We start from the raw sequence: 22386 nt of genomic DNA, 5'->3' as shown, positions 1-22386 counted from the left end.
CTACACGGCAGCTTCAATCTGGGAAAGTAAGGCGGCCTTTCGGTCATCACACCTGCCGCCTCGCCCTTCTGAGCCCCCCACCGTTCGCACGTCGCCCGATGCGGCTCAACAAGTGAGTCTACAGAGGAAGCCCCCGGTGCTGGCAGAGGAAACATTCCGCAGCGCGCAAAGCGCGCGAGAGCGTTTCCGAGTCAGCGCCGGGGGCTTCCGGGCGAGTCTACAAGATCGCTAGCTTAGAGCTTGATCTCGATGTCGACGCCAGCCGGCAGGTCGAGACGCATGAGCGAGTCGACCGTGGAGCTCGTGGGCTCGAGGATGTCGATGAGGCGCTTGTGGGTGCGCATCTCGAACTGCTCGCGGGAGTCCTTGTCCTTGTGCGGCGAGCGGATGACCGTGTAGAGGTTGCGCTCGGTGGGCAGGGGGATGGGGCCGGACACCTTGGCGCCCGTCTTCTGGGCGGTGTCGACGATGAGCTTGGCGGACTGGTCAACGACCTCGTGGTCAAAGCCCTTGAGACGAATCCTGATCTTCTGGTTAGACACTTGGTACCTCCATCGGCGATTGCACGCGTGTCATGCGGACAACCGGTCGTATTCGAAAGGGCCTGACTTAGGCGTTGCCGCCAGCCTTGCTGACGATCTGGTCGGCCACGGACTTGGGAACGGGCTCGTAGTCGCTGAACTGCATGGTGTAGCTCGCGCGACCCTGCGTCTGGGAGCGAAGGTCGGTGGCATAGCCGAACATCTCGCCCAGGGGCACCTTGGCCTTGATGGACGTGGTGCCATTGCGGTCCTCCATGCCCTGGATGGCGCCACGGCGGGAGTTCAGATTGCCCATGACGTCGCCGAGGTACTGCTGCGGGGTCTCAACCTCGACGTCCTCGATCGGCTCGAGCAGGACGGGATCAGACTTCTTGAGGGCGTCCTTGATGGCCATGGAGCCGGCGATCTTGAAGGCGGCCTCGGAGGAGTCGACCTCGTGGTAGGAGCCGTCAACGAGGGTCACCTTGACGTCGACGACCGGGTAGCCGGCGATGACGCCGCTCTCGAGCGCCTCCTGGATGCCCTTGTCGATCGAGGGGATGTACTCCTTGGGCACGACGCCGCCGACGATGGCGTTGACGAACTCGTAGCCCTTGCCGGACTCCTGCGGCTCGATGTTGATGACGGCGTGGCCGTACTGACCGCGACCACCGGACTGGCGGACAAACTTGCCCTCGGCCTTCTCGACGGCGTGACCAGCGGTCTCACGGTAGGCGACCTGCGGCTTGCCCACGTTGCAGTCAACGTTGAACTCGCGCTTCAGGCGGTCGACGATGATCTCGAGGTGAAGCTCGCCCATGCCGGCGATGATCGTCTGGCCCGTCTCCTGGTCCGTGTGGACCTGGAACGTCGGGTCCTCCTCGGCCAGCTTGGCAAGGCCAACGCTCATCTTGTCCTGCTCGGCCTTGGTCTTGGGCTCAACGGCGACATCGATGACCGGGTCGGCGAACTCGATGGACTCGAGGATGATCTGGTGGGCCTCGTCGCACAGGGTGTCACCCGTGGTCGTGGACTTGAGGCCCACGGCAGCGACGATGTCGCCCGTGGAGCAGGCCTCGCGGTCCGTGCGGTCGTGGGCGTTCATCTCGAGGATGCGGCCCAGACGCTCGCGGGTGCCCTTCGTGGCGTTGTAGACGTAGGAGCCAGCCTCGGCGGTGCCGGAGTAGACGCGGAAGTACGTCAGCTTACCAACGAACGGGTCAGTCTGGATCTTGAAGGCCAGGGCGCTGAACGGGGCCTTGTTGTCGGCCTCGCGGGTCTCGGTCTCCTTGGACTTGGGGTTCGTGCCCTCGACGGCAGGAACGTCAAGCGGGCTGGGGAGGTAGTCGACGACGGCGTCGAGAAGCTCCTGGATGCCCTTGTTCTTGTAGGCGGAGCCCACGAAGACGAGGTTGAGCTCGTTGGCGATGACACCCTTGCGCAGGGCGGCCTTGAGCTGGTCGACGGGAATCTCCTCCTCCATGAGGATCTTCTCCATCAGGTCGTCATCGAAGTTGGCGGCGGCGTCGAGGAGCTCCTCGCGCTTGGCCTGGGCGACCTCGGCGAACTCATCGGGGATGGCGTCCATGGGCTCAGGGTAGATCATGCCCTTGTCGTCTTCCTTGAAGTCCCAGGCGGTCATGGTGACCAGGTCGACGAGGCCCCAGAACTGGTCCTCGGCGCCCATCGGGATCTGAGCGGCGATGGCGTTGGCGTGCAGACGCTCCTTCATCGTATCGATGGCGTGGAAGAAGTCGGCGCCGATGCGATCGTACTTGTTGATGAAGGCGATGCGCGGGACGTTGTAGTTGTGGGCCTGACGCCACACGGTCTCGGACTGGGGCTGAACGCCGGCGACGGCGTCGAAGACGGCGACGGCACCGTCGAGGACGCGCAGGGAGCGCTCGACCTCGGCCGTGAAGTCAACGTGGCCCGGGGTGTCGATGATCTGGATGACGGAGTCCTTCCAGAAGCACGTGGTGGCGGCGGACTGAATGGTCACGCCACGCTCCTGCTCCTGAACCATCCAGTCCATGGTGGCGGCGCCATCGTGGACCTCACCGATCTTGTGGGTCTTGCCCGTGTAGTACAGGATTCGCTCGGTGGTCGTGGTCTTACCGGCATCGATGTGGGCCATGATGCCGATATTGCGCATGTCCTTGAGCGTGTACTTGCTCTTTGCCATGAGTTATCTCCCTAACCTGCGCGATTACCAGCGGTAGTGCGAGAAGGCGCGGTTGGCCTCGGCCATCTTGTACATATCCTCGCGCTTCTTAACGGAGGCACCCACGCCGTTGGAGGCATCGATGATCTCGTTGGCGAGACGCTCGGCCATGGTCTTCTCCTTGCGGGCGCGGGAGAAGGTGACGATCCAGCGGATGGCCAGCGTGGTGGCACGACGGGAGTTGACCTCCATCGGCACCTGGTAGGTGGCGCCGCCGACACGCTTGGGCTTGCACTCGAGGGTCGGGCGAACGTTGTCCATGGCCTTCTTGAACACGGACAGGGGATCGGACTCGGTCTTCTCCTTGACGAGGTCGAAGGCACCGTAGACGATGCGCTCGGCGACGGACTTCTTGCCGTCGAGGAGGACCTTGTTGATGAGCTGCGTCACGAGACGGTTGTTGTAAACGGCGTCCGGCGTGACCTCACGGCGGTGATTAGCAGATGCACGACGCGGCATATTGAAGCTCCTTCAGAAAACTAGCCCCGCCTTTGGGGCGTTGGGATTACGAGTGCGCTGGACTTAGCCGCGCTTGGCGCCGTAGCGCGAACGGGCCTGCTTGCGGTCCTGGACGGCAGCGCAGTCGTAGGCGCCACGGACGATCTTGTAGCGGACACCAGGCAGGTCACGGACACGGCCGCCGCGGACGAGCACGATGGAGTGCTCCTGCAGGTTGTGGCCCTCGCCCGGGATGTAGGCGGTAACCTCGATGCCGTTCACGAGGCGCACACGGGCAACCTTGCGAAGGGCGGAGTTCGGCTTCTTGGGCGTCGTGGTGAAGACGCGGGTGCAGACGCCACGCTTCTGGGGGTTGTGCTTAAGAGCGGCGTTCTTCGACTTGCTCTTGATCGTGGTGCGGCCCTGACGGACCAGCTGGTTGATAGTAGGCAAAGTCTCTCTCCTTCATACCTATCTAGACCTGTGCGTTTGCCTCATTTGAAGGCGGCGCTCACACGCACGCCCCGAATTGGCGCAAGTTGGTAGATTACGCGTGCTAGAAATACTTGTCAAAACGCCACGGTGCCGGGCGTATCCATCTCCACATCTCGCTCATAGCGAAGGCGGTGGCGGCCGCTCCGTTTCCCATTTGCGCATAAAAATGAAGGCGCCACGTGGCACCTTCTTGGCCGCCCCCGGAATGGGAGCGATTCTTTTACTTGAGCAGGCTACTGCCTCTTCTTGGGAGGGCGCCCCCTCTTGCGAGGCTTGAGGGAATCCTCCCCCTCGTCCCTGTATGTGGCACACCAACGGAAGAAGGCGCTCTTGCTCTTGATACCGTAGGCCTTCATCGCCTCCGCTGACGTCATGCCATCCTCGACGTGCGCCTTCACGGCGCTCATCTTCGTCTCGAACGGATACGAGTTCCTCGTTTCACCCTTCATTACAGGCATAGCCCCCCTTCAAAGCTGCGCCCCTAACTATATCAATAGTTCAATCTTATATGAAAAACGAGGCCGTAGCTTTTGGCTACGGCCTCGTTACACAACTATTTTGTGAACGGTAACGACTGGGCGCTAATCGTCCTCGCCCATGGCGTCGTCGTGGCTCACGACCTGCGAGAGCAGCGCGTCAAGGGAGTCGAGACCCTCGTTGATGACGTCGCCCTTAGGCGCGTCCTTGGACGGAGCGCCGATGAGCTCGTCGTCGGCATCGAAGTGATGCGTCGTAGAGGCGGACCCGAGCATGACGTCATCCCCACCGTCCGGCGAGAACACCATGTTCAGAAGCTGGGACAGGTCCTCCTCGTCAGCGGCGTCGTCATCGGGCTCGAGGATGTAGAGCAGGTTGCGAGCCTCAAGGCCCTCACGCAGCTCCTCGATCGCCTTCGCGCCAATGCCGTCGATGTGAAGCAGGTCGTCCTCCGTCTTGCCGATGAGGTCGCCCACAGTCTCGATGCCCACCTCGCCGAACTTGTTCGTCCAGCGCTGGGACACGCCGAGGTCATCGAACAGGTAGAGCTTGGCGTCCTCGCTGGAGAGCGTGCGCCCGTTCTTGGAGTACACGCCGCCAAAGCCGTAGTCGTCGCCAACCCAGTCGAGCTGCTGCGGGAGCTTCTCCTCGACGGCCTTGAGCTCGTCGGGCGCCCACTCGGGCAGCGCCTTGTCCGTGGGCTCAGTGGGGCCGGAGATCTTCTGGCCGTGGTAGGTGAGCTCGACGTCGCTGTAGGCGGACAGGCCAGTGCCGGCCGGGATCTTCTTGCCCACGATGACGTTGGACTTGAGGTCCATGAGGTTGTCGACCTCGCCGGAGATGGCGGCCTCGGTGAGGACGCCCGCCGTGCGAATGAACGACGCGCTGGACAGCCAGGAGTCGATGGAGCTCGCGACCTTGAGCGTGCCGAGAATGGCAGGCTCGGCCTCGGGTGCGACGCCGCCGGCCAGCGTGATCTCGTTGACCGTGTCGGCGAACTCGTAGCGGTCGATGTACTGGCCCATGAGGTACTTGGAGTCACCGGGGTTGGTGATCTGGACGCGACGCAGCATCTGGCGCGCGATGACCTCGATGTGCTTGTCGTTCAGCTCGACGCCCTGGGACGTGTAGACGTCCTTGACGCTCTCAACGAACGTGTGCATCGTCGACTCGATGTCCGTGAGGCGACGCAGGTTGCGGAAGTTCACGAAGCCCTTCGTGATCTGGTCGCCGGCGCGAACGTCGCAGCCGTCCTCGATGCCCGGCATGAAGCGGGCGCTCGCGGGGATGCGCTTCTCGTCTAGGATGCGCGAGTTGTCCTCGGGGTCCAGGATGCGGACGAGGTACTCGGTCTGCTCCGGCTGGATGGAGAGCTTGCCGGACAGCGGGGCCAGGTCGGCCTCGCGACCAAGGATCTTCTCGTTCACGTTGCCAACGACGTCGAACATGCGGCCGACCGTAGGCAGGCCCTGCGTGATGTCGTCGGCGCCTGCGACGCCGCCGGAGTGAATCGTGCGCATCGTGAGCTGCGTGCCAGGCTCGCCGATGGACTGTGCGGCGATGATGCCCACCGCGGTGCCCACGTTGACCGGACGACGCGTGGAGAGGTCCCAGCCGTAGCACTTCTGGCAGACGCCGTTCTTGGAACGGCAGGTCAGCAGCGCGCGGAGCTCAACCGTCTTCAGGCCGGCGTCAAGCAGGCGCTGGATGTCGGCCACGGACTCGATGTAGCCATCCTTGGGGATGAGCACCTCGCCCGTCTCGGGGTTCACGACGTCGTTGAGGGCGCAGCGACCCACGAGGTCGGCGTTGATATCGGTGGTACCGGGCTTCACGAGCTTGTACGTGACGCCCTCGGTGGTGCCGCAGTCCTCCTCGCGCACGATGACGTCCTGCGCGACGTCGACGAGACGACGCGTGAGGTAACCGGAGTCGGACGTGTGCGACGCGGTGTCGACGAGGCCCTTACGAGCGCCGTACGTGGAGATGAAGTACTCGAGCGGCAGCAGACCCTCACGGAAGTTGGCCTTAATGGGAAGGTCGATCGTGTCGCCGGACATGTCGGCCATGAGGCCTCGCATGCCTGCGAGCTGGCGCAGCTGCGTCTTGGAGCCACGGGCGCCGGAGTCGGCCATCATGTAGATGGGGTTGTCGTCGTCGAAGCCCTCGAGCATCGCCTTGCCCAGCGCCTCGGTGCACTCGGTCCAGGCGTTGACGACCTCGATGTGACGCTCCTGCTCGGACAGGAAGCCGTCCTCGTAGTACTCGTTGATCTCGTTGACGTTGGCCTGGGCCTCGGCGATCATCTTCTCCTTGCAGCCGGGGATGACGGCGTCCCAGACGGACACGGTCAGGCCGGCACGCGTGGCGAAGTGGAAGCCGGCGTACTTGATGGCGTCCAGGATCGGCTCGACCTGCGCGAGCGGGTAGCGGTCGCAGCAGTCGTTGACGAGCTTGCCCATGTCGCTCTTCACCATCTTGTAGTTGATGAAGGGGTAGTCGGCGGGCAGGCACTGGCGGTTGAAGATGATGCGGCCGATCGTCGTCTCGAAGCGCGCGGGCTTGTCGTTGACGTCGATGTCCTCTTCCTTGCCCCAGGCGGTGCGAACGCGGAAGACCTTGCGGCCGTCAGCCTCGGCGTTGGAGTCGGCGGCGCTCACGCGCACGATGACCTTGGCCTGGATGTCAACGTTGATGCGCGAGTCGTACGCGGCCATGGCGTCATCGAAGCTGGCGAAGACGTGGCCCTCGCCCGGCATGCCGTCCTTCTCGGTCGTGAGGAAGTACGTGCCGAAGACCATGTCCTGGGACGGAACGGTCAGCACCTTGCCGGAGGCCGGCGAGCGCAGGTTGTTCGACGAGAGCATGAGCACGCGGGCCTCGGTCTGGGCCTTCGTGGACAGCGGCACGTGCACGGACATCTGGTCGCCGTCGAAGTCGGCGTTGAAGGGGGCGCACACGAGCGGGTGCAGGTGGATGGCCTTGCCCTCGACGAGAACCGGCTCGAAGGCCTGGATGGACAGACGGTGCAGCGTAGGTGCGCGGTTGAGCAGGACGAGGCGGTCATTGATGACCTCGTCGAGCACGTCCCACACGGCCGGCAGGCTGCGATCGATGGCGCGCTTGGCGCCCTTGATGTTCTCGACCTTGCCAAGCTCGACGAGGCGACGCATCACGAACGGCTTGAACAGCTCGAGGGCCATCGTCTTGGGCAGGCCGCACTGGTGGAGCTTGAGGTGCGGATCGGTGACGATGACGGAACGGCCGGAGTAGTCGACGCGCTTGCCCAGCAGGTTCTGGCGGAAGCGACCCTGCTTGCCCTTGAGGGCCTCGGCGAGCGACTTGAGCGGGCGTCCGCCACGGCCGGTGACGGGACGGCCGCGACGGCCGTTGTCGAACAGGGCGTCCACGGACTCCTGCAGCATGCGCTTCTCGTTGTTGACGATGATCGCGGGGGCATCAAGGTCGAGCAGGCGCTTGAGTCGGTTGTTGCGGTTGACGACGCGACGGTAGAGGTCGTTGAGGTCGGACGCGGCGAAGCGGCCACCGTCGAGCTGGACCATCGGGCGAAGGTCGGGCGGGATGACGGGGACGACGTCGAGGATCATGTTCGCGGGGTCGTTGTGGCCCTCGAGGAACGCGTCGACGATCTCCAGGCGCTTGACGGCCTTCTCGCGCTTCTGCTTCTGGCCCTTGTCATCGGCGATGATGGCACGCAGCTCGGCAGCCGTCTTCTCCAGGTCGATGGCGCGGAGCAGCTCGCGGACGGCCTCGGCGCCCATGCCACCCTTGAAGTAGATGGAGTAGTAGCGCTTTATCTCGCGGAAGAGGCTCTCGTCGGAGATGAGCTCGCGGACCTCGAGCGTCATGAACTTCTCGTAGGCCTCGGTGCGGAGCTGCTTCTCCTCCTCGTACTCCTCGCGCAGGTCGACGATGGCGGCGGCGAGCTCCTCGTCGGAGAGGACCTCGGAGCCGTCGAACTCGTCGACGATGCCGGCGGCCTGGTCGGCACGCATGCGCTCGATCTGCTCGTCGCGCTCGGCGTCGAGCTGCTCGAGGTCGGCGGCCAGCTCCTCCTTGAGGTCGGCGGCGTCGGCCTCGCGGGCCTCGGTGTCGACGTCGGTGATGACGTAGCTGGCGAAGTACAGGACCTTCTCGAGGTCCTTGGACTTCATGTCGAGCATGCGCGACAGCGGGAAGCTCGAGGGGCTCTTGAAGTACCAGATGTGGCTCACGGGAGCGGCGAGCTCGATGTGGCCCATGCGCTCGCGACGAACCTTGGCGGTCGTCACCTCGACGCCGCAGCGCTCGCACACGATGTTCTTGAAGCGGATGCCCTTGTACTTGCCGCAGGCGCACTCCCAGTCCTTGACCGGTCCGAAGATCTTCTCGCAGAACAGGCCGTCCTTCTCGGGCTTGAGCGTGCGGTAGTTGATCGTCTCGGGCTTCTTGACCTCGCCGTGCGACCACCTGCGAATGTCATCGGCGGAGGCGAGGGAGATCTTGATGGCGTCGAAGTCAGTGGTATCGAAATCTGCCACGGTTCGCTACTCCTTCTCGTTCGTGGTCTCGGCGACGAGCTCGGGGGTCTCGTCGGAGGCGATGGGGGCGCCGATGAGGTCCTCGGCGGAGGCGTCGGCGAAGACGTCGACGGGGTTCTCGGCCGGGGCCTCGGTCTCCTCGACGGCCTTGGCGGCGCGCTTCTTGTAGGAGATGGGCTCGATGTCGAGCGCCAGCGAGCGGATCTCCTTGACGAGGACCTTGAAGGACTCCGGGATGCCGGCGTCGGGGACGTTCTCGCCCTTGACGATGGACTCGTAGGTCTTCACGCGGCCGTTCGTGTCATCGGACTTGACGGTGAGGATCTCCTGCAGCACGTTGGCGGCACCGTACGCGTACAGGGCCCAGACCTCCATCTCGCCGAAGCGCTGGCCGCCGAACTGGGCCTTGCCGCCAAGCGGCTGCTGGGTGACGAGGCTGTAGGGGCCGGTCGAGCGAGCGTGGATCTTGTCGTCGACCATGTGGCCGAGCTTCAGGATGTAGCTCGTGCCCACCGTGATCTTGTCGCGGAAGGGCTCGCCGGTGCGGCCGTCGTACAGCGTCGTCTTGCCGAAGCTGTTGAGCTGCGGGACGAACTGCTCGTCCATGTGCTCGCCGAAGCGCTCGCGGGCACGGTTGACGAGGTTGATGTTCGTGCGGCGGATGGCCTCGGCGACCTCGTCAGCCGTGGCGCCGTCAAAGACGGGCGTGGCGACGGGGATGGGGCCGGGGACGTACTTCTTGGAGTCCGGGTCATCCATGTCCCAGCCGTTGGCGGCCGCCCAGCCGAGGTGGCACTCGAGCAGCTGGCCGACGTTCATTCGGGACGGGACGCCCAGCGGGTCGAGCAGGACGTCGACGGGCGTACCGTCGGCCATGTAGGGCATGTCCTCGACGGGCAGGACGCGGCACACGACACCCTTGTTGCCGTGGCGGCCGGCGATCTTGTCACCCTGCTGGATCTTGCGGCGCTGGGCAACGAAGACGCGGACGAGCTCGTTGACTCCGGGCGGGAGGTCGTCGCCAGCCTCGCGGCTGAAGCGAACCACGTCGACGACGCGGCCGTAGGAGCCGTGGGGCATCTTGAGCGACGTGTCGCGCACGTCGTGGGCCTTGGCGCCGAAGATGGCGCGGAGCAGGCGCTCCTCGGACGTGAGGGCCGTCTCGCCCTTGGGCGTGACCTTGCCAACGAGGATGTCACCGGGGCCGACCTCGGCACCAATGCGGATGATGCCGTCCTCGTCGAGGTTGGCGAGCATGTCCTCGCCCAGGTTCGGGATCTCTCGGGTGATCTCCTCGGGGCCGAGCTTCGTGTCGCGGGCGTCAATCTCGTGGCGGGAGATGTTCACCGAGGTGAGCAGGTCCTGCTGCACGACGCGCTCGGAGACGATGATGCCGTCCTCGTAGTTGTAGCCCTCCCACGGCATGTAGGCCACGGTGAGGTTTGCACCGAGGGCGAGCTCGGAGTTGTCGATCGAGGGACCGTCGGCCAGGGGCTGGCCCTTCTTCACCTGGTCGCCCACGTGGACGATCGGGCGGTGGTTGATGCAGGTGCTCTGGTTGGAGCGCTCGTACTTGGGGAGGTCATAGCGCTCGGGGCCCTTGGCACCGTCAACGACGACGTGGGCTGCGTCGACCTCGACGACCGTACCGTCCTCGTGGGCGGAGATGATCTCGCCGGAGTCGAGCGCGGCGCGCAGCTCCATGCCCGTGCCGACGAACGGCGCGTGGGCGTGAATCAGGGGCACGGCCTGACGCTGCATGTTGGCGCCCATGAGCGTACGCTTTGCGTCGTCGTGCTCGAGGAACGGAATGAGCGTGGCGGCCACGGAGAGCAGCTGACGCGGCGAGACGTCCATGTAGTCGACGTCGGAGACGAGACACTCGGCCGGCGCGCCGAAGGAGCCGTCGAAGTCGCGCGTGCGGGCGACGATGCGCTTGGGGTGGATGAGCTCGCCATTCTCGTCAATCTCGATGAACGAGCCGTCCTTGGGGTCGATGGGCGTGTTCGCCGGGGCGATCACGTGGTCCTCTTCCTCGTCGGCCGTCATCCAGTCGATCTGATCGGTGGCCTTGCCGTCGACGACCCTGCGGTACGGGGCCTCGATGAAGCCGAAGCTGTTCACGTGGGCATAGAGGGCCAGCGAGCCGATGAGGCCGATGTTGGGGCCCTCAGGCGTCTCGATGGGGCACATGCGGGAGTAGTGCGAGTTGTGGACGTCACGGACGGCCGTGGGGACGTTCGTGCGGCGGCTGGAGCCGGACTTGTGACCGGCAAGGCCGCCCGGGCCGAGCGCGGACAGACGACGCTTGTGCGTGAGGCCGGACAGCGGGTTGTTCTGGTCCATGAACTGCGACAGCTGCGAGGAGCCGAAGAACTCCTTGATGGCCGCGACAATCGGGCGGATGTTGATGAGGCTCTGCGGCGTGATGTCGTCGACGTCCTGGGCGGCCATGCGCTCGCGGACGACGCGCTCCATGCGGCTCATGCCGATGCGGAACTGGTTGGCGACGAGCTCGCCGACCGTGCGGACGCGACGGTTGCCGAAGTGGTCGATGTCGTCGGTCTTCTTCGTCTGGTCGCCGGCGTGCAGGGCGAGCAGGTAGCGCAGGGCACTCACGATGTCCTCGGCCGTGAGGACGGACTCGGAGGAGTCGACGTCGATGCCGAGCTTCTTGTTGATCTTGTAGCGACCGACCTTGGCAAGGTCATAGCGCTGGGCGTTGAAGTACAGGCCGTCGAGCAGGCTGCGGGCGGAGTCGACCGTGGGCGGCTCGCCGGGGCGCTGGCGCTTGTAGATCTCGATGAGGGCGTCCTCGCGCGTCTGGGCGACGTCGCGCTCGAGCGTGGAGCGGACGATGTCGGAGTCACCGAGAAGCGTCAGGATCTCGTCGTCGGACTCGGCGATGCCGAGGGCGCGCAGGAACATCGTGGCGCTCTGGCGACGCTTGCGGTCGATGGAGACGACGAGCTGGCCGCGCTTGTCGACCTCGAACTCGAGCCAGGCACCACGAGCGGGAATGAACTGGGCGCGGTGGATCTGGACGCCGTTGTCCATCTCTTCGGCGAAGTACACGCCCGGCGAGCGGACGAGCTGCGAGACGACGACGCGCTCGGTGCCGTTGATGATGAACGTGCCACGGTCGGTCATGAGCGGGAAGTCGCCCATGAAGACGAGCTGCTCCTTGATCTCACCGGTCTCCTTGTTCACGAAGCGCACGTCAACGAGCAGCGGCGCCTGATAGGAGATGTCCTTGGCACGGCACTCGGCGATGGAGTGGGCGGGGTCACCAAACTGGTGCTCGCCGAAGGTGATCTCCATCGTGCCGGCACTGTTCTCGATGGGCGAAGCCTCGGCGAACGCCTCGGCAAGACCATCGGTCATGAAGTGCTCGAAAGACTCCTTCTGGATGGTGATGAGGTTGGGGAGCTCCATCGCGGGGGCGATCTTGGAGAAGCTCACGCGATCGTGCTTGACTGCGGAGGTGGTAGTAGACTTAGCGGTACGCACCAGGCATTTCCTCCTTCAACATGGCATATGGCGGCAGTTGTCGCAAACTAGTAATCTACCGAAGGTTGCCTGTCTCGTCAATGAACAGTCTTGACATTCTATTTTTATTCATTTATCTTTTCGCACTTATGCCGCGTGCTGGGGTTTTGTCTCGGCTCGCGGCATACGCATGTGAAGACGATATGTGCAAGCTGGGTTAACGCGACAAACCGGCCATGCTCCCCCACGCCAGTTCCACCATGCCTCGCACTGGCCGACGCGCCCGACGGCCACAGAAAAGGGCCCCGCACCGACGAGTCGATGCGGGGCCCAGCGTAACTCATGCTGCCCTTAGGCAGAAAGCACCGAACGGTGCCGAGAAGTTACTTGAGGGAGACGGCAGCGCCGGCGGCCTCGAGCTTCTCCTTGGCGGCCTCGGCGTCCTCCTTCTTGGCGCCCTCGAGGACGGCCTTCGGGGCGCTCTCGACGACCTCCTTGGCCTCCTTCAGGCCAAGGCTGGTGAGCTCGCGGACGACCTTGATGACGGCGATCTTGTTGTCGCCGAAGCCCTCGAGCACGACGTCGAAGTTCGTCTTCTCCTCGGCAGCGGCCTCGCCGGCGGCAGGAGCGGCGACGACGGCGGCAGGAGCGGCGGCGGAGACACCAAAGGTGTCCTCGATGGCCTTGACGAGCTCGGAGGCCTCGAGAAGGGTCATTTCCTTAAGGGCATCGATGATCTCATCGGTGGTGAGCTTAGCCATTTCTAAGTCCTTTCATAGCTCATGCGCATGGGCATGAAATTCTTCGTGGTTCGACGCGCGGACGCGCGCCTGGTTCGCGGACAAGCCGCAAGGCTGCTGCTAGGCGGCCTTCTGCTCGGAAACCTGCTGGATCGAGCGAGCGAGACCGGAGGAAACACCATTGACGCACACGGCGATGTCGCGCGCGAAGCCATTGATGAGACCGGCGATCTGGCCGAGGAGCTGCTCCTTGGAGGGCAGGTCAGCGATGGCGATGACCTCCTCGGCGGAGACAACCTGACCATCGGTGATACCACCACGGAACTCGATCTTGTTGAGCTTCTTGGAGGTCTCCTTGATGACCTTGGCAGCGGCGGCGGGGTCGCTGTCATAGAACACGCAGGCAACGGTGCCCTCGAGGCAATCGTCGATGGCGGGCATCTCGGCCTTCTCGAGCGCGATGCGCACGAGGTTGTTCTTGTAGACCTTCATGTGCGCGCCGGCCTCGCGCAGACCGCGACGAAGCTCCTGCGTCTCCTTGACCGTAAGGCCACGGTAATCGATCACGAACAGGCCCGCGGAAGCCTCCAGGGAAGCGGAGACCTTCTCGAGCATATCGATCTTGGACTGAGCTGGCATATGTACACCTCCCCTCGAGCGTGCTGATGCACGTCTCGCCACTAGGCGGGACTTCGCTCGAGGAAGAACAAAGACCCCGCCCGGCGCTAAGCCAGACGGGGTCTCAACAATTTCACTCGTTGGACCACCTCGGCAGGCGGGTTAGACCCCTTAGGCCCCTACGGGCACCGGCTGTCTCTGGCAGCGGACGTGCTATGTGCATAACGATTGAAATGATATTCCGCCCGCCGCGGAAGTCAAGAAACAACCGAGACGGGCGGAAAACGTTCACGCTTTGCGCAAACTCTTAGAGGCTAGGCCTCGAGGAGGTTGCGGACGATGGAGCTGTCGACCTTGACGCCGGGGCCCATCGTGGAGGCAAGGGAGACGGACTTGATGTACTTGCCCTTGGCAGAGGACGGCTTGACGCGGAGAATCTCGTTCAGCAGGACGCCGTAGTTCTCGACGATCTGCTCGAGCGGGAAGGACACGCGGCCCACGGCAACGTGGCAGATGCCGTAGCGGTCGGCGCGATACTCGACGCGGCCGGCCTTGAGCTCGTTGACCATCTTGGCGACGTCCATGGTGACGGTGCCGAGCTTGGGGTTCGGCATGAGGCCACGGGGACCGAGGATCTTGCCGAGACGACCGACCTTGGCCATCATCGGGGGCGTGGCGATGGCGGCATCGAAGTCGATGTTGCCAGCCTGGACCTGGGCGACGAGGTCGTCGGAGCCCACGAGGTCGGCGCCAGCCTCCTCGGCGGCACGAGCCTGCTCGCCCTCGGCGAAGACGGCGACGCGGACGGTCTTGCCGGTACCGTGGGGCAGAGCGATGGAGCCACGGATGTTCTGGTCGGCCTTGCGGGTGTCGACGCCGAGGCGGAACGTGGCCTCGATCGTCTCGTCGAAGCCGGCGAACGCGACCTCCTTGACGAGAGCGGCAGCCTCCTTCGGCGTGTAGAGCTTGCCAGCCTCGATCTTGGCAGCGGCGGCGGTGTACTTCTTACCGTGCTTAGGCATGTTGTTTCCTCCTGTGGTCACAGGGCATGCGCCCTCCCACATCTAGCGGCGCTCGTGCGCCGAGCTTAGCCAGCGGATGCTGGCGGGGTACCTGAATGCAAGTGCTCTGGGCGAGCTACTCGGCGATCGTGACGCCCATGGAACGAGCGGTGCCGGCGATGATCTTCTTGGCGCCCTCGATGTCGTTGGCGTTGAGGTCCGGCATCTTGATCTCGGCGATCTTGGTGAGCTGCTCCTGCGTGAGCTCGCCAACCTTGTCGCGCTGGGGAACGCCGGAGCCACCCTTGAGGCCGAGCTCCTTCTTGATGAGCTCAGCGGCGGGCGACGTCTTGCAGATGAACGTGAAGGAGCGGTCCTCGTAGACGGAGATCTCAACGGGGATGATGTCGCCCTTCTTGTCCTGCGTGGCGGCATTGAACGCCTGGCAGAACTGCATGATGTTGACCTGGGCGGCGCCGAGGGCCGGGCCGATCGGGGGCGCGGGGTTAGCGGCGCCAGCCGGAATCTGGAGCTTGATGAAGTTGACAACCTTCTTCTCAGCCATTGTCATTCCCTTTCATTGCGAAGTTACAAAGCGTGTACCTACGTGCTATGTCGTGCCTGCCCCACAGAAGCATTCCTCACCGAAAGAGGGGCCGGCGAGTATTGCCTGGCTTAGGCGATGACGGAGACCTGGTCGAGGTTGAGCTCGACAGGCGTCTCGCGGCCAAAGATCGTGAGCATGACCTTGACCTTGCCGGACTCGGCGTTGACCTCGGAGATGAGGCCGTCGAAGTCTGCAAGAGGGCCGCTGAGAACGCGGACGGACATGCCGGCCTCGAGGTTGGTGGCAGTGCGGTGCGGAGCGGGAGCCGCGCCAGCCCTGGGGTTGGAGCGACGCATGATCTTGTTGAACTCCTCGCGGGAGAGCGGCGCGGGCTTGCCGTCGATGCCGACGAAGCCGGTCACACCCGGAGTATTGCGAACGACAGACCAGGAGTTGTCATCCATCTCCATGCGAACGAGAACGTAGCCCGGGAAGACCTTGGACTCCTTGGTCTCGCGCTTGCCGCCCTCCTTGATCTCCGTGACCTCCTCGGTCGGGATCTTGATGTCGACGACGACGTTCTCAAGGCCGTACGTCTCGATGCGGTGCTCGAGGTCGTTCTTGACCTTGTTCTCGTAACCAGAATAGGTGTGAATCACGTACCAGCGCTTCGCCATGTTAGCCCCTCAGTCCGGAGTAGCCGACGAGAGCCGCCACGACACCCGTGTCGACGAGCCAGACGGCAACGCCAAACACAACGAGCATCACGATGACGGCAACGGTGTAGTTCTTGAGCTCGCTCTTGGAGGGCCAAGTGACTCGGTGCATCTCCGCCTTGACATCAGCGAACCAACCGCGGATGCGGGCAAAGTGCTTCTTCTTGGGAGCAGCCTTCTTCGAGCTGCCCGCAGCCTGAGCAGGGGCGGCCTTCTTCGGCGCGTCAACCTGGGAGGCGGCGCGCTTCTCCTCGAGCTCCTTGCGCTCGGCAGCACGCGCCTTACGGGCGCTCCTCTTCTGGCGATCCTTGTTGGCCATTCTTATCCCTTCGGGCGAGGCCTCGTACATTCATGCAAACCGGCCTTCCACAAGGGAAGGCCGGTGTTAAGTCTGGCAGGCCAGGTAGGACTCGAACCCACAACAAACGGTTTTGGAGACCGCCGCTCTACCATTGGAGCTACTGGCCTGTAAGGGGGATTCCCGGCTTAGCGGGTCTCCTTGTGAAGAGTGTGCTTGCGGCACCAGGGGCAGTACTTCTTGAGCTCCATGCGCTCAGGATTGTTCTGCTTGTTCTTCTTGGTGGTGTAATTGCGGCGCTTGCACTCGGTGCAGGCGAGGGTAACCATCGTACGCATTGCTTTCCTCCTGATGAGTCATGGCCAAGACTGTCTCAGCCATGGCGCGGTCGAATACATTACCAGCGTCAACGGGCTTCGTCAACACTCTGACGCTGGAAATCTTCCAGATCCTCGCGCCTCAACAAAAGCCCCACGAAAAAGGCCCGGCTCCCAGAGGAGTCGGGCCCTGAAGTCACTGAGAGAAACTAAATCTACTCAATGATGGTGGCGATACGACCATCGCCGACGGTGTGACCGCCCTCACGGATGGCGAAGCGGTCGCCCTCCTCCATGGCGATGCCGTGGATGAGGTCAGCCTCAATCGTCACGTGGTCGCCAGGCATGGCCATCTCGACGCCCTCGGGGAGGACGATGGAGCCGGTGACGTCCGTGGTGCGGAAGTAGAACTGCGGACGGTAGTTCGTGAAGAACGGCGTGTGACGGCCACCCTCCTCCTTGGTGAGGACGTAGACCTCAGCCGTGAACTTGGAGTGCGGGGTAACGGTGCCGGGCTTGCAGATGACCTGGCCGCGCTCGATGTCCTCGCGCTTGATGCCACGGAGAAGCAGGCCGACGTTGTCGCCGGACTCGCAGAAGTCCATGGTCTTGCGGAACATCTCGATGCCGGTGACGACGGAGTTCTGCGTCGGCTTGATGCCCACGATCTCGACCGGCTCGTTGAGCTTGAGCTCGCCGCGCTCGACACGACCGGTGGCGACGGTACCACGGCCGGAGATCGTCATGACGTCCTCGATGGCCATCAGGAACGGCTTCTCGTTGTCACGGGCGGGCGTCGGGATGTACTCGTCGACGGCCTTCATGAGCTCGCGGACGGAATTCATCCACTTCTCGTCGCCGTTGAGGGCGCCGAGAGCGGAACCACGGATGACGGGGATGTCGTCGCCGGGGAAGTCGTACTCGGAGAGGAGGTCACGGGTCTCCATCTCGACGAGGTCGATGAGCTCGTCATCGTCGACCATGTCGCACTTGTTCAGGAAGACGACGATGTAGGGCACGCCGACCTGACGGGCGAGAAGGATGTGCTCGCGGGTCTGAGCCATGGGGCCGTCGGTGGCGGCGATGACCAGGATGGCACCGTCCATCTGAGCAGCGCCGGAAATCATGTTCTTGACGTAGTCAGCGTGGCCCGGGCAGTCAACGTGGGCGTAGTGACGGGAAGCCGTCTCGTACTCGACGTGAGCGACGGAGATGGTGATGCCACGCTCGCGCTCCTCGGGAGCCTTGTCGATGTTCTCGAAGGCGGTGAAGTCGGCCTTGCAGCCCTCGGTCTCAGAAAGGACCTTGGTGATAGCAGCCGTCAGCGTGGTCTTGCCGTGGTCAACGTGACCAATCGTGCCGATGTTCACGTGCGGCTTGGTGCGCTCAAACTTCTCCTTGGCCATTGCCATCCTCCTCATGGATGCTAGCTTTAGGCCTTGACGGCCCTTTTGCCTATTTATATGTCCAGCGGCGCCGCTTGCGCGACGCCGCGAGGGCTCTGGTAGCGGTGACTGGATTCGAACCAGTGACGCCGCGGGTATGAACCGCGTGCTCTAACCAACTGAGCTACACCGCCGTGCTTGAATGGAGCCCGCGACCGGATTTGAACCGGTGACCTCTTCGTTACCAACGAAGTGCTCTACCTACTGAGCTACACGGGCATGGTGGGGATGCTTGGACTCGAACCAAGGAACCCGAAGGAGCGGATTTACAGTCCGCCGCAGTTGCCGCTGTGCCACATCCCCATACCGTTTTCAAGCCGCTGGTTCGGGGCCGTTGCCCCTCGCAGCGGAAAGCATATTACAAGGCCTCAGAATCCTTGTCAACGTATTCCACCCACCCGGGCGTATCTATATCTTTTTGCCCGTTTACCTGCAGTTTTGCTACATTCTCTGTTTTCGCTCGAAAAATATTTTTAAAAAGTTGGTCGTCAGCGCGCAAATAATGGCCACAAATGGCATCAAAAAGGGCCCCGAACGGGGCCCTGGATGCGTGGAGCCAACGATAGGAATCGAACCTACAACGGCCTGTTTACAAGACAGGGGCTCTACCATTGAGCTACGTTGGCGTATGTACGGCCCATCTCGGGCGCTCTTGCATGGTAGCCGATATGCGGCCCGGATGCCAAGCTTGCGGCTATCTGCCGAGCAGGGCGTTGAGCTTTGCGAGCGTCTCAGCGTCCAGCCTATCCTCCACCGTGAGCTTGCCATGCCGGCGGTCGCTGATGTCAACCTCGCGCTCGCAGTCCAGCACGTCTATCTCGTGCGCGAGCATGGCGCTCGAGATTCTCGTCACCGGGATTCCGCCCACGGTTGCGCGGATCGCGTTGTCGGACGTGACGACCGTGACCTCCCTGCCCTGCCTGCGGCACTCGCTCACGAGCTTCTCGATCACGGTGTCGGCGGTGACGCCCGTAGGCGAGAAGATCATGCGGACGCCCGCACGCCTGAGCTCGGGGTGCTCGGGACTCACGTTGCCCGCGGCATCGAAGACGATGACGGGCTCGTAGCGTCCCTGGGCAAACGCTGCAACGTCACCCACGAGCAGCTCCCTGGCCCTGTCGAACGGGTCGTGGTCGAGCTGGCGGGCGTCTGGCTCGTCCATGAGCGCCTTGTAGCGCGGCGTGCCGAATATGACGTTGTAGCCGTCCACGACGAGCAGCTCGTGGTCTGAGCGCTTAGCCAAGGTCGGTCTCCGGGAAATCGAAGTCCGAGACGTCGGGCAGGTCATAGCCAGACTCGTAGGCATCTGCCTCACTCGCCGCAGAGGCGGCGCCACCCTGAGCCATGTCACGACGCAGCCACTCGTAGGCGATGGCCGTCGTTGCCTGGGCCACGTTCAGGCTCTCGACCATGCCGCGCTGCGGGAGCTTGAACTCGAAGTCGCAGTGCTCGCGCACGAGGCGCGAGATGCCCGAGCCCTCCGATCCCATCACGAGGGCGAGACGGCCCGATACGGGCGCGTCCCACACCAGGTCATGGGCATGCTCCGTGGCGCCGCCCGCCCAAAAGCCGTGCTCCTTGAGCTCGTCGAGGGCGCTCGCGAGATTGGACACCTGCGCGATGGGCAGGTGCATGACGGCGCCGGCGCTCGTCTTGTAGGCGCCCACGCCCACACGCGCGGCGCGAGACTTGGCCACGACGACGCCCGCCGCGCCAACGACCTCGGCCGTTCGCACGATGGCGCCGAAGTTGCCCTCGTCCGTCACGTGGTCGAGGACGATGACCAGGGCGTTGCCCTCCCCTGCCGCGTCGATGATGTCGCGCAGCGAAGCGTAGCGATACGGGCGGACCCTGAGCATGATCCCCTGGTGAGCGCCGTGCGAGGAGAGCGAGTCGAGCACGGGCTTGGCCACGCGCTCGACCTCGACGCCGTCCGCCGCAAGGCGGCGGGCAAGCTCGGTGAGCGCAGGGTCCGCGCCTCCAGAGTCCTTCTGGATGAGGGCGCGCGTGACGGGAAGGCCGAGTTCGAGGGCTTCGACGGCGGCACGACGGCCCTCGATGAGGTCTCCCCTGGAGCCGCCACGACGGGCATCGGGGCGCTGGCCCGAGCGAGGGGCCTGCTGCTGCGAGTGCCCAGGCCTGCCCTTGGGCCTCGCGTCCTGCTGGCGCTTGCCCTGGTATCCCTGGGAGCGCTGGGAGCCGCGGCCTCCGCGCCCGCCGGGGGTGTGCCCAGATCCGCCGCGCGACGGCTTGGAGCCGCCCTGCCTTCTTGCCATGGCTAGTCCTCCTTCGCGGGCTTGATGCGGGTTCCGGCGGCCGTGTCCTCGACGACGAGGCCGAGCGCGGCGATACCGTCTCGGATGGCGTCCGCCACGGCCCAGTTCTTGGCGGCGCGAGCCTCGGCGCGGGCGGCCACGAGGGCCTCGGCGGCCTCGCTGGCGTCGTCTCCCTCGTAGCCGGCCTGGGCGCTGGCAAGCTCGACGAGCTCGTGGGGCAGCTCCACCGCGCTCGGACGCACGGACTCCACGCCCAGCACGCCAAGGAGCTCGACGAGCGCGTCGGAGGCACGCAGCGCCACGGCGCCGGCCGCCTCGGCACCCGCCTCGTCCAGGTAGGTGTTGGCCTTCGTCACGAGGCCGAACAGCGCCGCGAGGGCGCCGGCCGTGTTGAAGTCGTCGTCCATCTGACGCACGAACTCGGCGGAAGCCTCGTCGACGGCCGCACCGAACGCGCGGTCTGCGTCCGTGAGCTCGTGAGCGCTCGCGCAGGAGTTCTCGGCGGCCCAGCGCAGGTTGGCGACGGTGCCGCGGATGCGCTCGAGCGTGCCCACCGCGCCGTCGAGGCGGTCGAACGAGAAGTCGAGCGGCGAGCGGTAGTGGGTCTGGAGCATGAGCAGGCGCACGGCGTCTGCCGGGTACTTGTCCAGGACCTCCTTGAGCGTGTAGAAGTTGCCGAGGCTCTTGCTCATCTTCTCGCCGTCGATGAGCAGCATGCCCGCGTGCATCCACACGTTGGCGAGCGGCTCGTGCCAGCAGCAGACGGCCTGGGCGTACTCGTTCTCGTGGTGGGGGAACTGCAGGTCCTGGCCGCCGCCGTGGATGTCGATGGGCGTGCCGAGGTAGCGGTGCACCATGGCGGAGCACTCCGTGTGCCAGCCGGGACGGCCCTTGCCCCACGGGGAGTCCCACATGGGCTCGCCGGGCTTGGCGGCCTTCCACAGGGCGAAGTCGAGCGGGTCTGCCTTCTCGTCGTTGGCCTCGATGCGGGCGCCGACCTTGAGGTCGTCGACGTTGCGGCCGGAGACCGTGCCGTAGCTGGGGTCGCTGCGCACGGAGAAGTAGACGTCGCCGTTGCCGGGGGCGTAGGCGTGGCCCTGCTCGATGAGGCCCTCGATCATCTCGATCATCGCGGGGATCTCTCGCGTGGCGCGCGGGCGGATGTCGGGGTCGAGGACGCCCAGGCGGTGCATCTGCTCGATGAAGGCGTCGGAGAACTCCGAGGCAACCTCCTCGGGCGTGCGGCCCTGCTCGTTGGCGCGGTTGATGATCTTATCGTCCACGTCAGTGAGGTTCTGGGCGAACGTTACCTGGTAGCCCTTGTAGGTGAGGTAGCGGCGGATGACGTCGAACGCCAGGAACGTGCGGCCGTTGCCCACGTGGATCTGGTCGTAGACGGTGGGGCCGCAGACGTACATGCGGATCTTGCCGGGCTCGATGGGCGTGAGCTCGACCTTCTTGTGAAGCTGGGTGTTGTAGACGAGCATGGCTACTCCTTGTTCTCGAGCTGGGACTCCAGCTCGGCGATTCGCTTCTCGAGGCGCTCGACCTTTGCCGAGAGGTCATCGACGGTGCGATCGACGGGATCGGGCAGGTACTCGCGGTGCTCGATGTCCTCGCGCTCGTGGATGACCTTGTCGATTGTAGTCGCGTCGCTCATGGACAGGCAGGTGAGGCGCTCGCCGGCAGCGGAGCGCACGCGCACGCCGCCCTTCGTGGTGACGTGGCCGGGGATGCCCACGACCGTGCAGTCCGCAGGGACATCGCGTACGACCACGGCGCCGCCGCCCACCTTGACGTTGTCGCCGAGCGTGATGTTGCCCAGCACGGAGGCGCCCACGCCCACGACCACGCCGTTGCCCAGCGTTGGGTGGCGCTTGCCGCCCTGCTTGCCCGTGCCGCCGAGCGTGACGCCCTGGTAGAGCTGGCAGTCGTCGCCAATGATGGTGGTCTCCCCCACGACGATGCCCATGCCGTGGTCGATGACGAAGCGCCGACCGATCGTGGCGCCGGGATGGATCTCGACACCGAAGCGGTGGCGGCTCCACGTGGAGAGCGTGCGGGCAATGAGCGTGTGGCCGTGCGTCCACCACCAGTGCTGACGGCGGTACGCCCAGATGGCGCGCATGCCGGGAGAGTTGAGGAGGATGGAGATCGTCGAGGTGGCTGCCGGGTCGTGTGCCCGGAACGTCTCGATGTCCTCACGGATTCTGTCGAACATGTGGGTCCTAACGAATGTGCTG

19 protein-coding genes and 5 tRNA genes are annotated in these 22386 nt (G+C 64.4%); all 24 read right to left on the bottom strand.

Features of this window, described 5'->3' with window-relative positions:
• Positions 1-233 precede the first annotated feature (233 nt).
• On the bottom strand, positions 234-542 hold the full coding sequence (rpsJ, locus tag Pcatena_RS01000; RefSeq protein ID WP_073296301.1) for a 30S ribosomal protein S10: 309 nt from the start codon (positions 540-542) through the stop codon (positions 234-236).
• 67 nt (positions 543-609) lie between these two features.
• Positions 610-2706 (bottom strand): elongation factor G, encoded by a 2097-nt coding sequence (gene fusA / locus Pcatena_RS00995; RefSeq protein ID WP_126420818.1) that lies wholly within the window; start codon positions 2704-2706, stop codon positions 610-612.
• Positions 2707-2730: 24 nt separating this feature from the next.
• On the bottom strand, positions 2731-3204 hold the full coding sequence (rpsG, locus tag Pcatena_RS00990) for a 30S ribosomal protein S7 (RefSeq protein ID WP_126420816.1): 474 nt from the start codon (positions 3202-3204) through the stop codon (positions 2731-2733).
• Between the two features lie 63 nt (positions 3205-3267).
• A complete protein-coding gene (rpsL, locus tag Pcatena_RS00985; protein ID WP_073296310.1) occupies positions 3268-3636 on the bottom strand; it encodes a 30S ribosomal protein S12 in 369 nt (122 codons plus the stop codon).
• A 275-nt stretch (positions 3637-3911) separates the two neighbouring features.
• Entirely contained in the window at positions 3912-4136 is a 225-nt protein-coding gene (locus Pcatena_RS00980; protein ID WP_126420814.1) for a helix-turn-helix domain-containing protein, read from the bottom strand.
• A gap of 123 nt (positions 4137-4259) precedes the next feature.
• Entirely contained in the window at positions 4260-8696 is a 4437-nt protein-coding gene (locus Pcatena_RS00975) for a DNA-directed RNA polymerase subunit beta' (RefSeq protein WP_126420812.1), read from the bottom strand.
• A 6-nt stretch (positions 8697-8702) separates the two neighbouring features.
• Positions 8703-12206, bottom strand: coding sequence for a DNA-directed RNA polymerase subunit beta (gene rpoB, locus Pcatena_RS00970; RefSeq protein WP_126420810.1), 3504 nt, complete (start codon positions 12204-12206; stop codon positions 8703-8705).
• Positions 12207-12568: 362 nt separating this feature from the next.
• Positions 12569-12946 carry a 50S ribosomal protein L7/L12 gene (gene rplL, locus Pcatena_RS00965; protein ID WP_073296321.1) on the bottom strand — a complete coding sequence of 126 codons (378 nt, stop codon included), beginning with the start codon at positions 12944-12946 and terminating at the stop codon, positions 12569-12571.
• Between the two features lie 99 nt (positions 12947-13045).
• On the bottom strand, positions 13046-13564 hold the full coding sequence (rplJ, locus tag Pcatena_RS00960) for a 50S ribosomal protein L10 (protein ID WP_126420808.1): 519 nt from the start codon (positions 13562-13564) through the stop codon (positions 13046-13048).
• A gap of 293 nt (positions 13565-13857) precedes the next feature.
• Positions 13858-14565, bottom strand: coding sequence for a 50S ribosomal protein L1 (rplA, locus tag Pcatena_RS00955; protein ID WP_126420806.1), 708 nt, complete (start codon positions 14563-14565; stop codon positions 13858-13860).
• A 115-nt stretch (positions 14566-14680) separates the two neighbouring features.
• Entirely contained in the window at positions 14681-15109 is a 429-nt protein-coding gene (gene rplK / locus Pcatena_RS00950; RefSeq protein WP_126420804.1) for a 50S ribosomal protein L11, read from the bottom strand.
• Between the two features lie 110 nt (positions 15110-15219).
• Positions 15220-15768: a transcription termination/antitermination protein NusG gene (gene nusG / locus Pcatena_RS00945; RefSeq protein WP_126420801.1), complete on the bottom strand. Its 549-nt coding sequence runs from the start codon at positions 15766-15768 to the stop codon at positions 15220-15222.
• Between the two features lies 1 nt (position 15769).
• Positions 15770-16126, bottom strand: coding sequence for a preprotein translocase subunit SecE (gene secE / locus Pcatena_RS00940; RefSeq protein ID WP_126420799.1), 357 nt, complete (start codon positions 16124-16126; stop codon positions 15770-15772).
• A 73-nt stretch (positions 16127-16199) separates the two neighbouring features.
• Positions 16200-16275: transfer RNA gene (locus tag Pcatena_RS00935), tRNA-Trp, on the bottom strand.
• A gap of 18 nt (positions 16276-16293) precedes the next feature.
• Positions 16294-16443: a 50S ribosomal protein L33 gene (gene rpmG / locus Pcatena_RS00930; protein ID WP_073296338.1), complete on the bottom strand. Its 150-nt coding sequence runs from the start codon at positions 16441-16443 to the stop codon at positions 16294-16296.
• A gap of 194 nt (positions 16444-16637) precedes the next feature.
• A complete protein-coding gene (gene tuf / locus Pcatena_RS00925) occupies positions 16638-17828 on the bottom strand; it encodes an elongation factor Tu (RefSeq protein ID WP_126420797.1) in 1191 nt (396 codons plus the stop codon).
• Between the two features lie 96 nt (positions 17829-17924).
• A tRNA-Met gene (locus Pcatena_RS00920) sits at positions 17925-18001 on the bottom strand.
• A gap of 9 nt (positions 18002-18010) precedes the next feature.
• Positions 18011-18086, bottom strand: a tRNA-Thr gene (locus Pcatena_RS00915).
• Between the two features lies 1 nt (position 18087).
• Positions 18088-18170: transfer RNA gene (locus tag Pcatena_RS00910), tRNA-Tyr, on the bottom strand.
• Positions 18171-18418: 248 nt separating this feature from the next.
• A tRNA-Thr gene (locus Pcatena_RS00905) sits at positions 18419-18493 on the bottom strand.
• A gap of 68 nt (positions 18494-18561) precedes the next feature.
• Complete coding sequence (locus Pcatena_RS00900) at positions 18562-19110, bottom strand: NYN domain-containing protein (RefSeq protein ID WP_126420795.1); 549 nt, start codon at positions 19108-19110, stop codon at positions 18562-18564.
• Positions 19103-20143, bottom strand: a complete 1041-nt coding sequence (gene rlmB / locus Pcatena_RS00895; RefSeq protein WP_126420793.1) for a 23S rRNA (guanosine(2251)-2'-O)-methyltransferase RlmB — start codon at positions 20141-20143, stop codon at positions 19103-19105. Before rlmB ends, Pcatena_RS00900 begins: the two co-directional genes overlap by 8 nt.
• A 2-nt stretch (positions 20144-20145) precedes the next feature.
• Positions 20146-21630, bottom strand: a complete 1485-nt coding sequence (gene cysS, locus Pcatena_RS00890) for a cysteine--tRNA ligase (protein WP_126420791.1) — start codon at positions 21628-21630, stop codon at positions 20146-20148.
• A 2-nt stretch (positions 21631-21632) separates the two neighbouring features.
• The gene (gene cysE, locus Pcatena_RS00885) at positions 21633-22364 is read right to left on the bottom strand and encodes a serine O-acetyltransferase (protein WP_126420789.1); all 732 of its coding nucleotides are present in this window, start codon (positions 22362-22364) and stop codon (positions 21633-21635) included.
• Positions 22365-22386 lie beyond the last annotated feature (22 nt).

The sequence above is a fragment of the Parolsenella catena genome (genome assembly GCF_003966955.1).
GTDB classification, from domain to species: Bacteria; Actinomycetota; Coriobacteriia; order Coriobacteriales; family Atopobiaceae; genus Parolsenella; species Parolsenella catena.
Note: the sequence above shows the minus strand (reverse complement) of the source record. Positions and strands in the feature narration are given on the sequence as shown.

Bases quoted from the DNA above. Each gene is read 5' to 3' on its own strand.
- tuf (WP_126420797.1), bottom strand. From the start codon at position 17,828: ATGGCCAAGGAGAAGTTTGAGCGCACCAAGCCGCACGTGAACATCGGC.
- rlmB (WP_126420793.1), bottom strand. From the start codon at position 20,143: ATGGCAAGAAGGCAGGGCGGCTCCAAGCCGTCGCGCGGCGGATCTGGG.
- nusG (WP_126420801.1), bottom strand. From the start codon at position 15,768: ATGGCGAAGCGCTGGTACGTGATTCACACCTATTCTGGTTACGAGAAC.
- rplL (WP_073296321.1), bottom strand. From the start codon at position 12,946: ATGGCTAAGCTCACCACCGATGAGATCATCGATGCCCTTAAGGAAATG.
- rplA (WP_126420806.1), bottom strand. From the start codon at position 14,565: ATGCCTAAGCACGGTAAGAAGTACACCGCCGCCGCTGCCAAGATCGAG.
- rpsG (WP_126420816.1), bottom strand. From the start codon at position 3,204: ATGCCGCGTCGTGCATCTGCTAATCACCGCCGTGAGGTCACGCCGGAC.
- cysS (WP_126420791.1), bottom strand. From the start codon at position 21,630: ATGCTCGTCTACAACACCCAGCTTCACAAGAAGGTCGAGCTCACGCCC.
- Pcatena_RS00980 (WP_126420814.1), bottom strand. From the start codon at position 4,136: ATGCCTGTAATGAAGGGTGAAACGAGGAACTCGTATCCGTTCGAGACG.
- cysE (WP_126420789.1), bottom strand. From the start codon at position 22,364: ATGTTCGACAGAATCCGTGAGGACATCGAGACGTTCCGGGCACACGAC.
- rpmG (WP_073296338.1), bottom strand. From the start codon at position 16,443: ATGCGTACGATGGTTACCCTCGCCTGCACCGAGTGCAAGCGCCGCAAT.
- fusA (WP_126420818.1), bottom strand. From the start codon at position 2,706: ATGGCAAAGAGCAAGTACACGCTCAAGGACATGCGCAATATCGGCATC.
- rplK (WP_126420804.1), bottom strand. From the start codon at position 15,109: ATGGCTGAGAAGAAGGTTGTCAACTTCATCAAGCTCCAGATTCCGGCT.
- rplJ (WP_126420808.1), bottom strand. From the start codon at position 13,564: ATGCCAGCTCAGTCCAAGATCGATATGCTCGAGAAGGTCTCCGCTTCC.
- secE (WP_126420799.1), bottom strand. From the start codon at position 16,126: ATGGCCAACAAGGATCGCCAGAAGAGGAGCGCCCGTAAGGCGCGTGCT.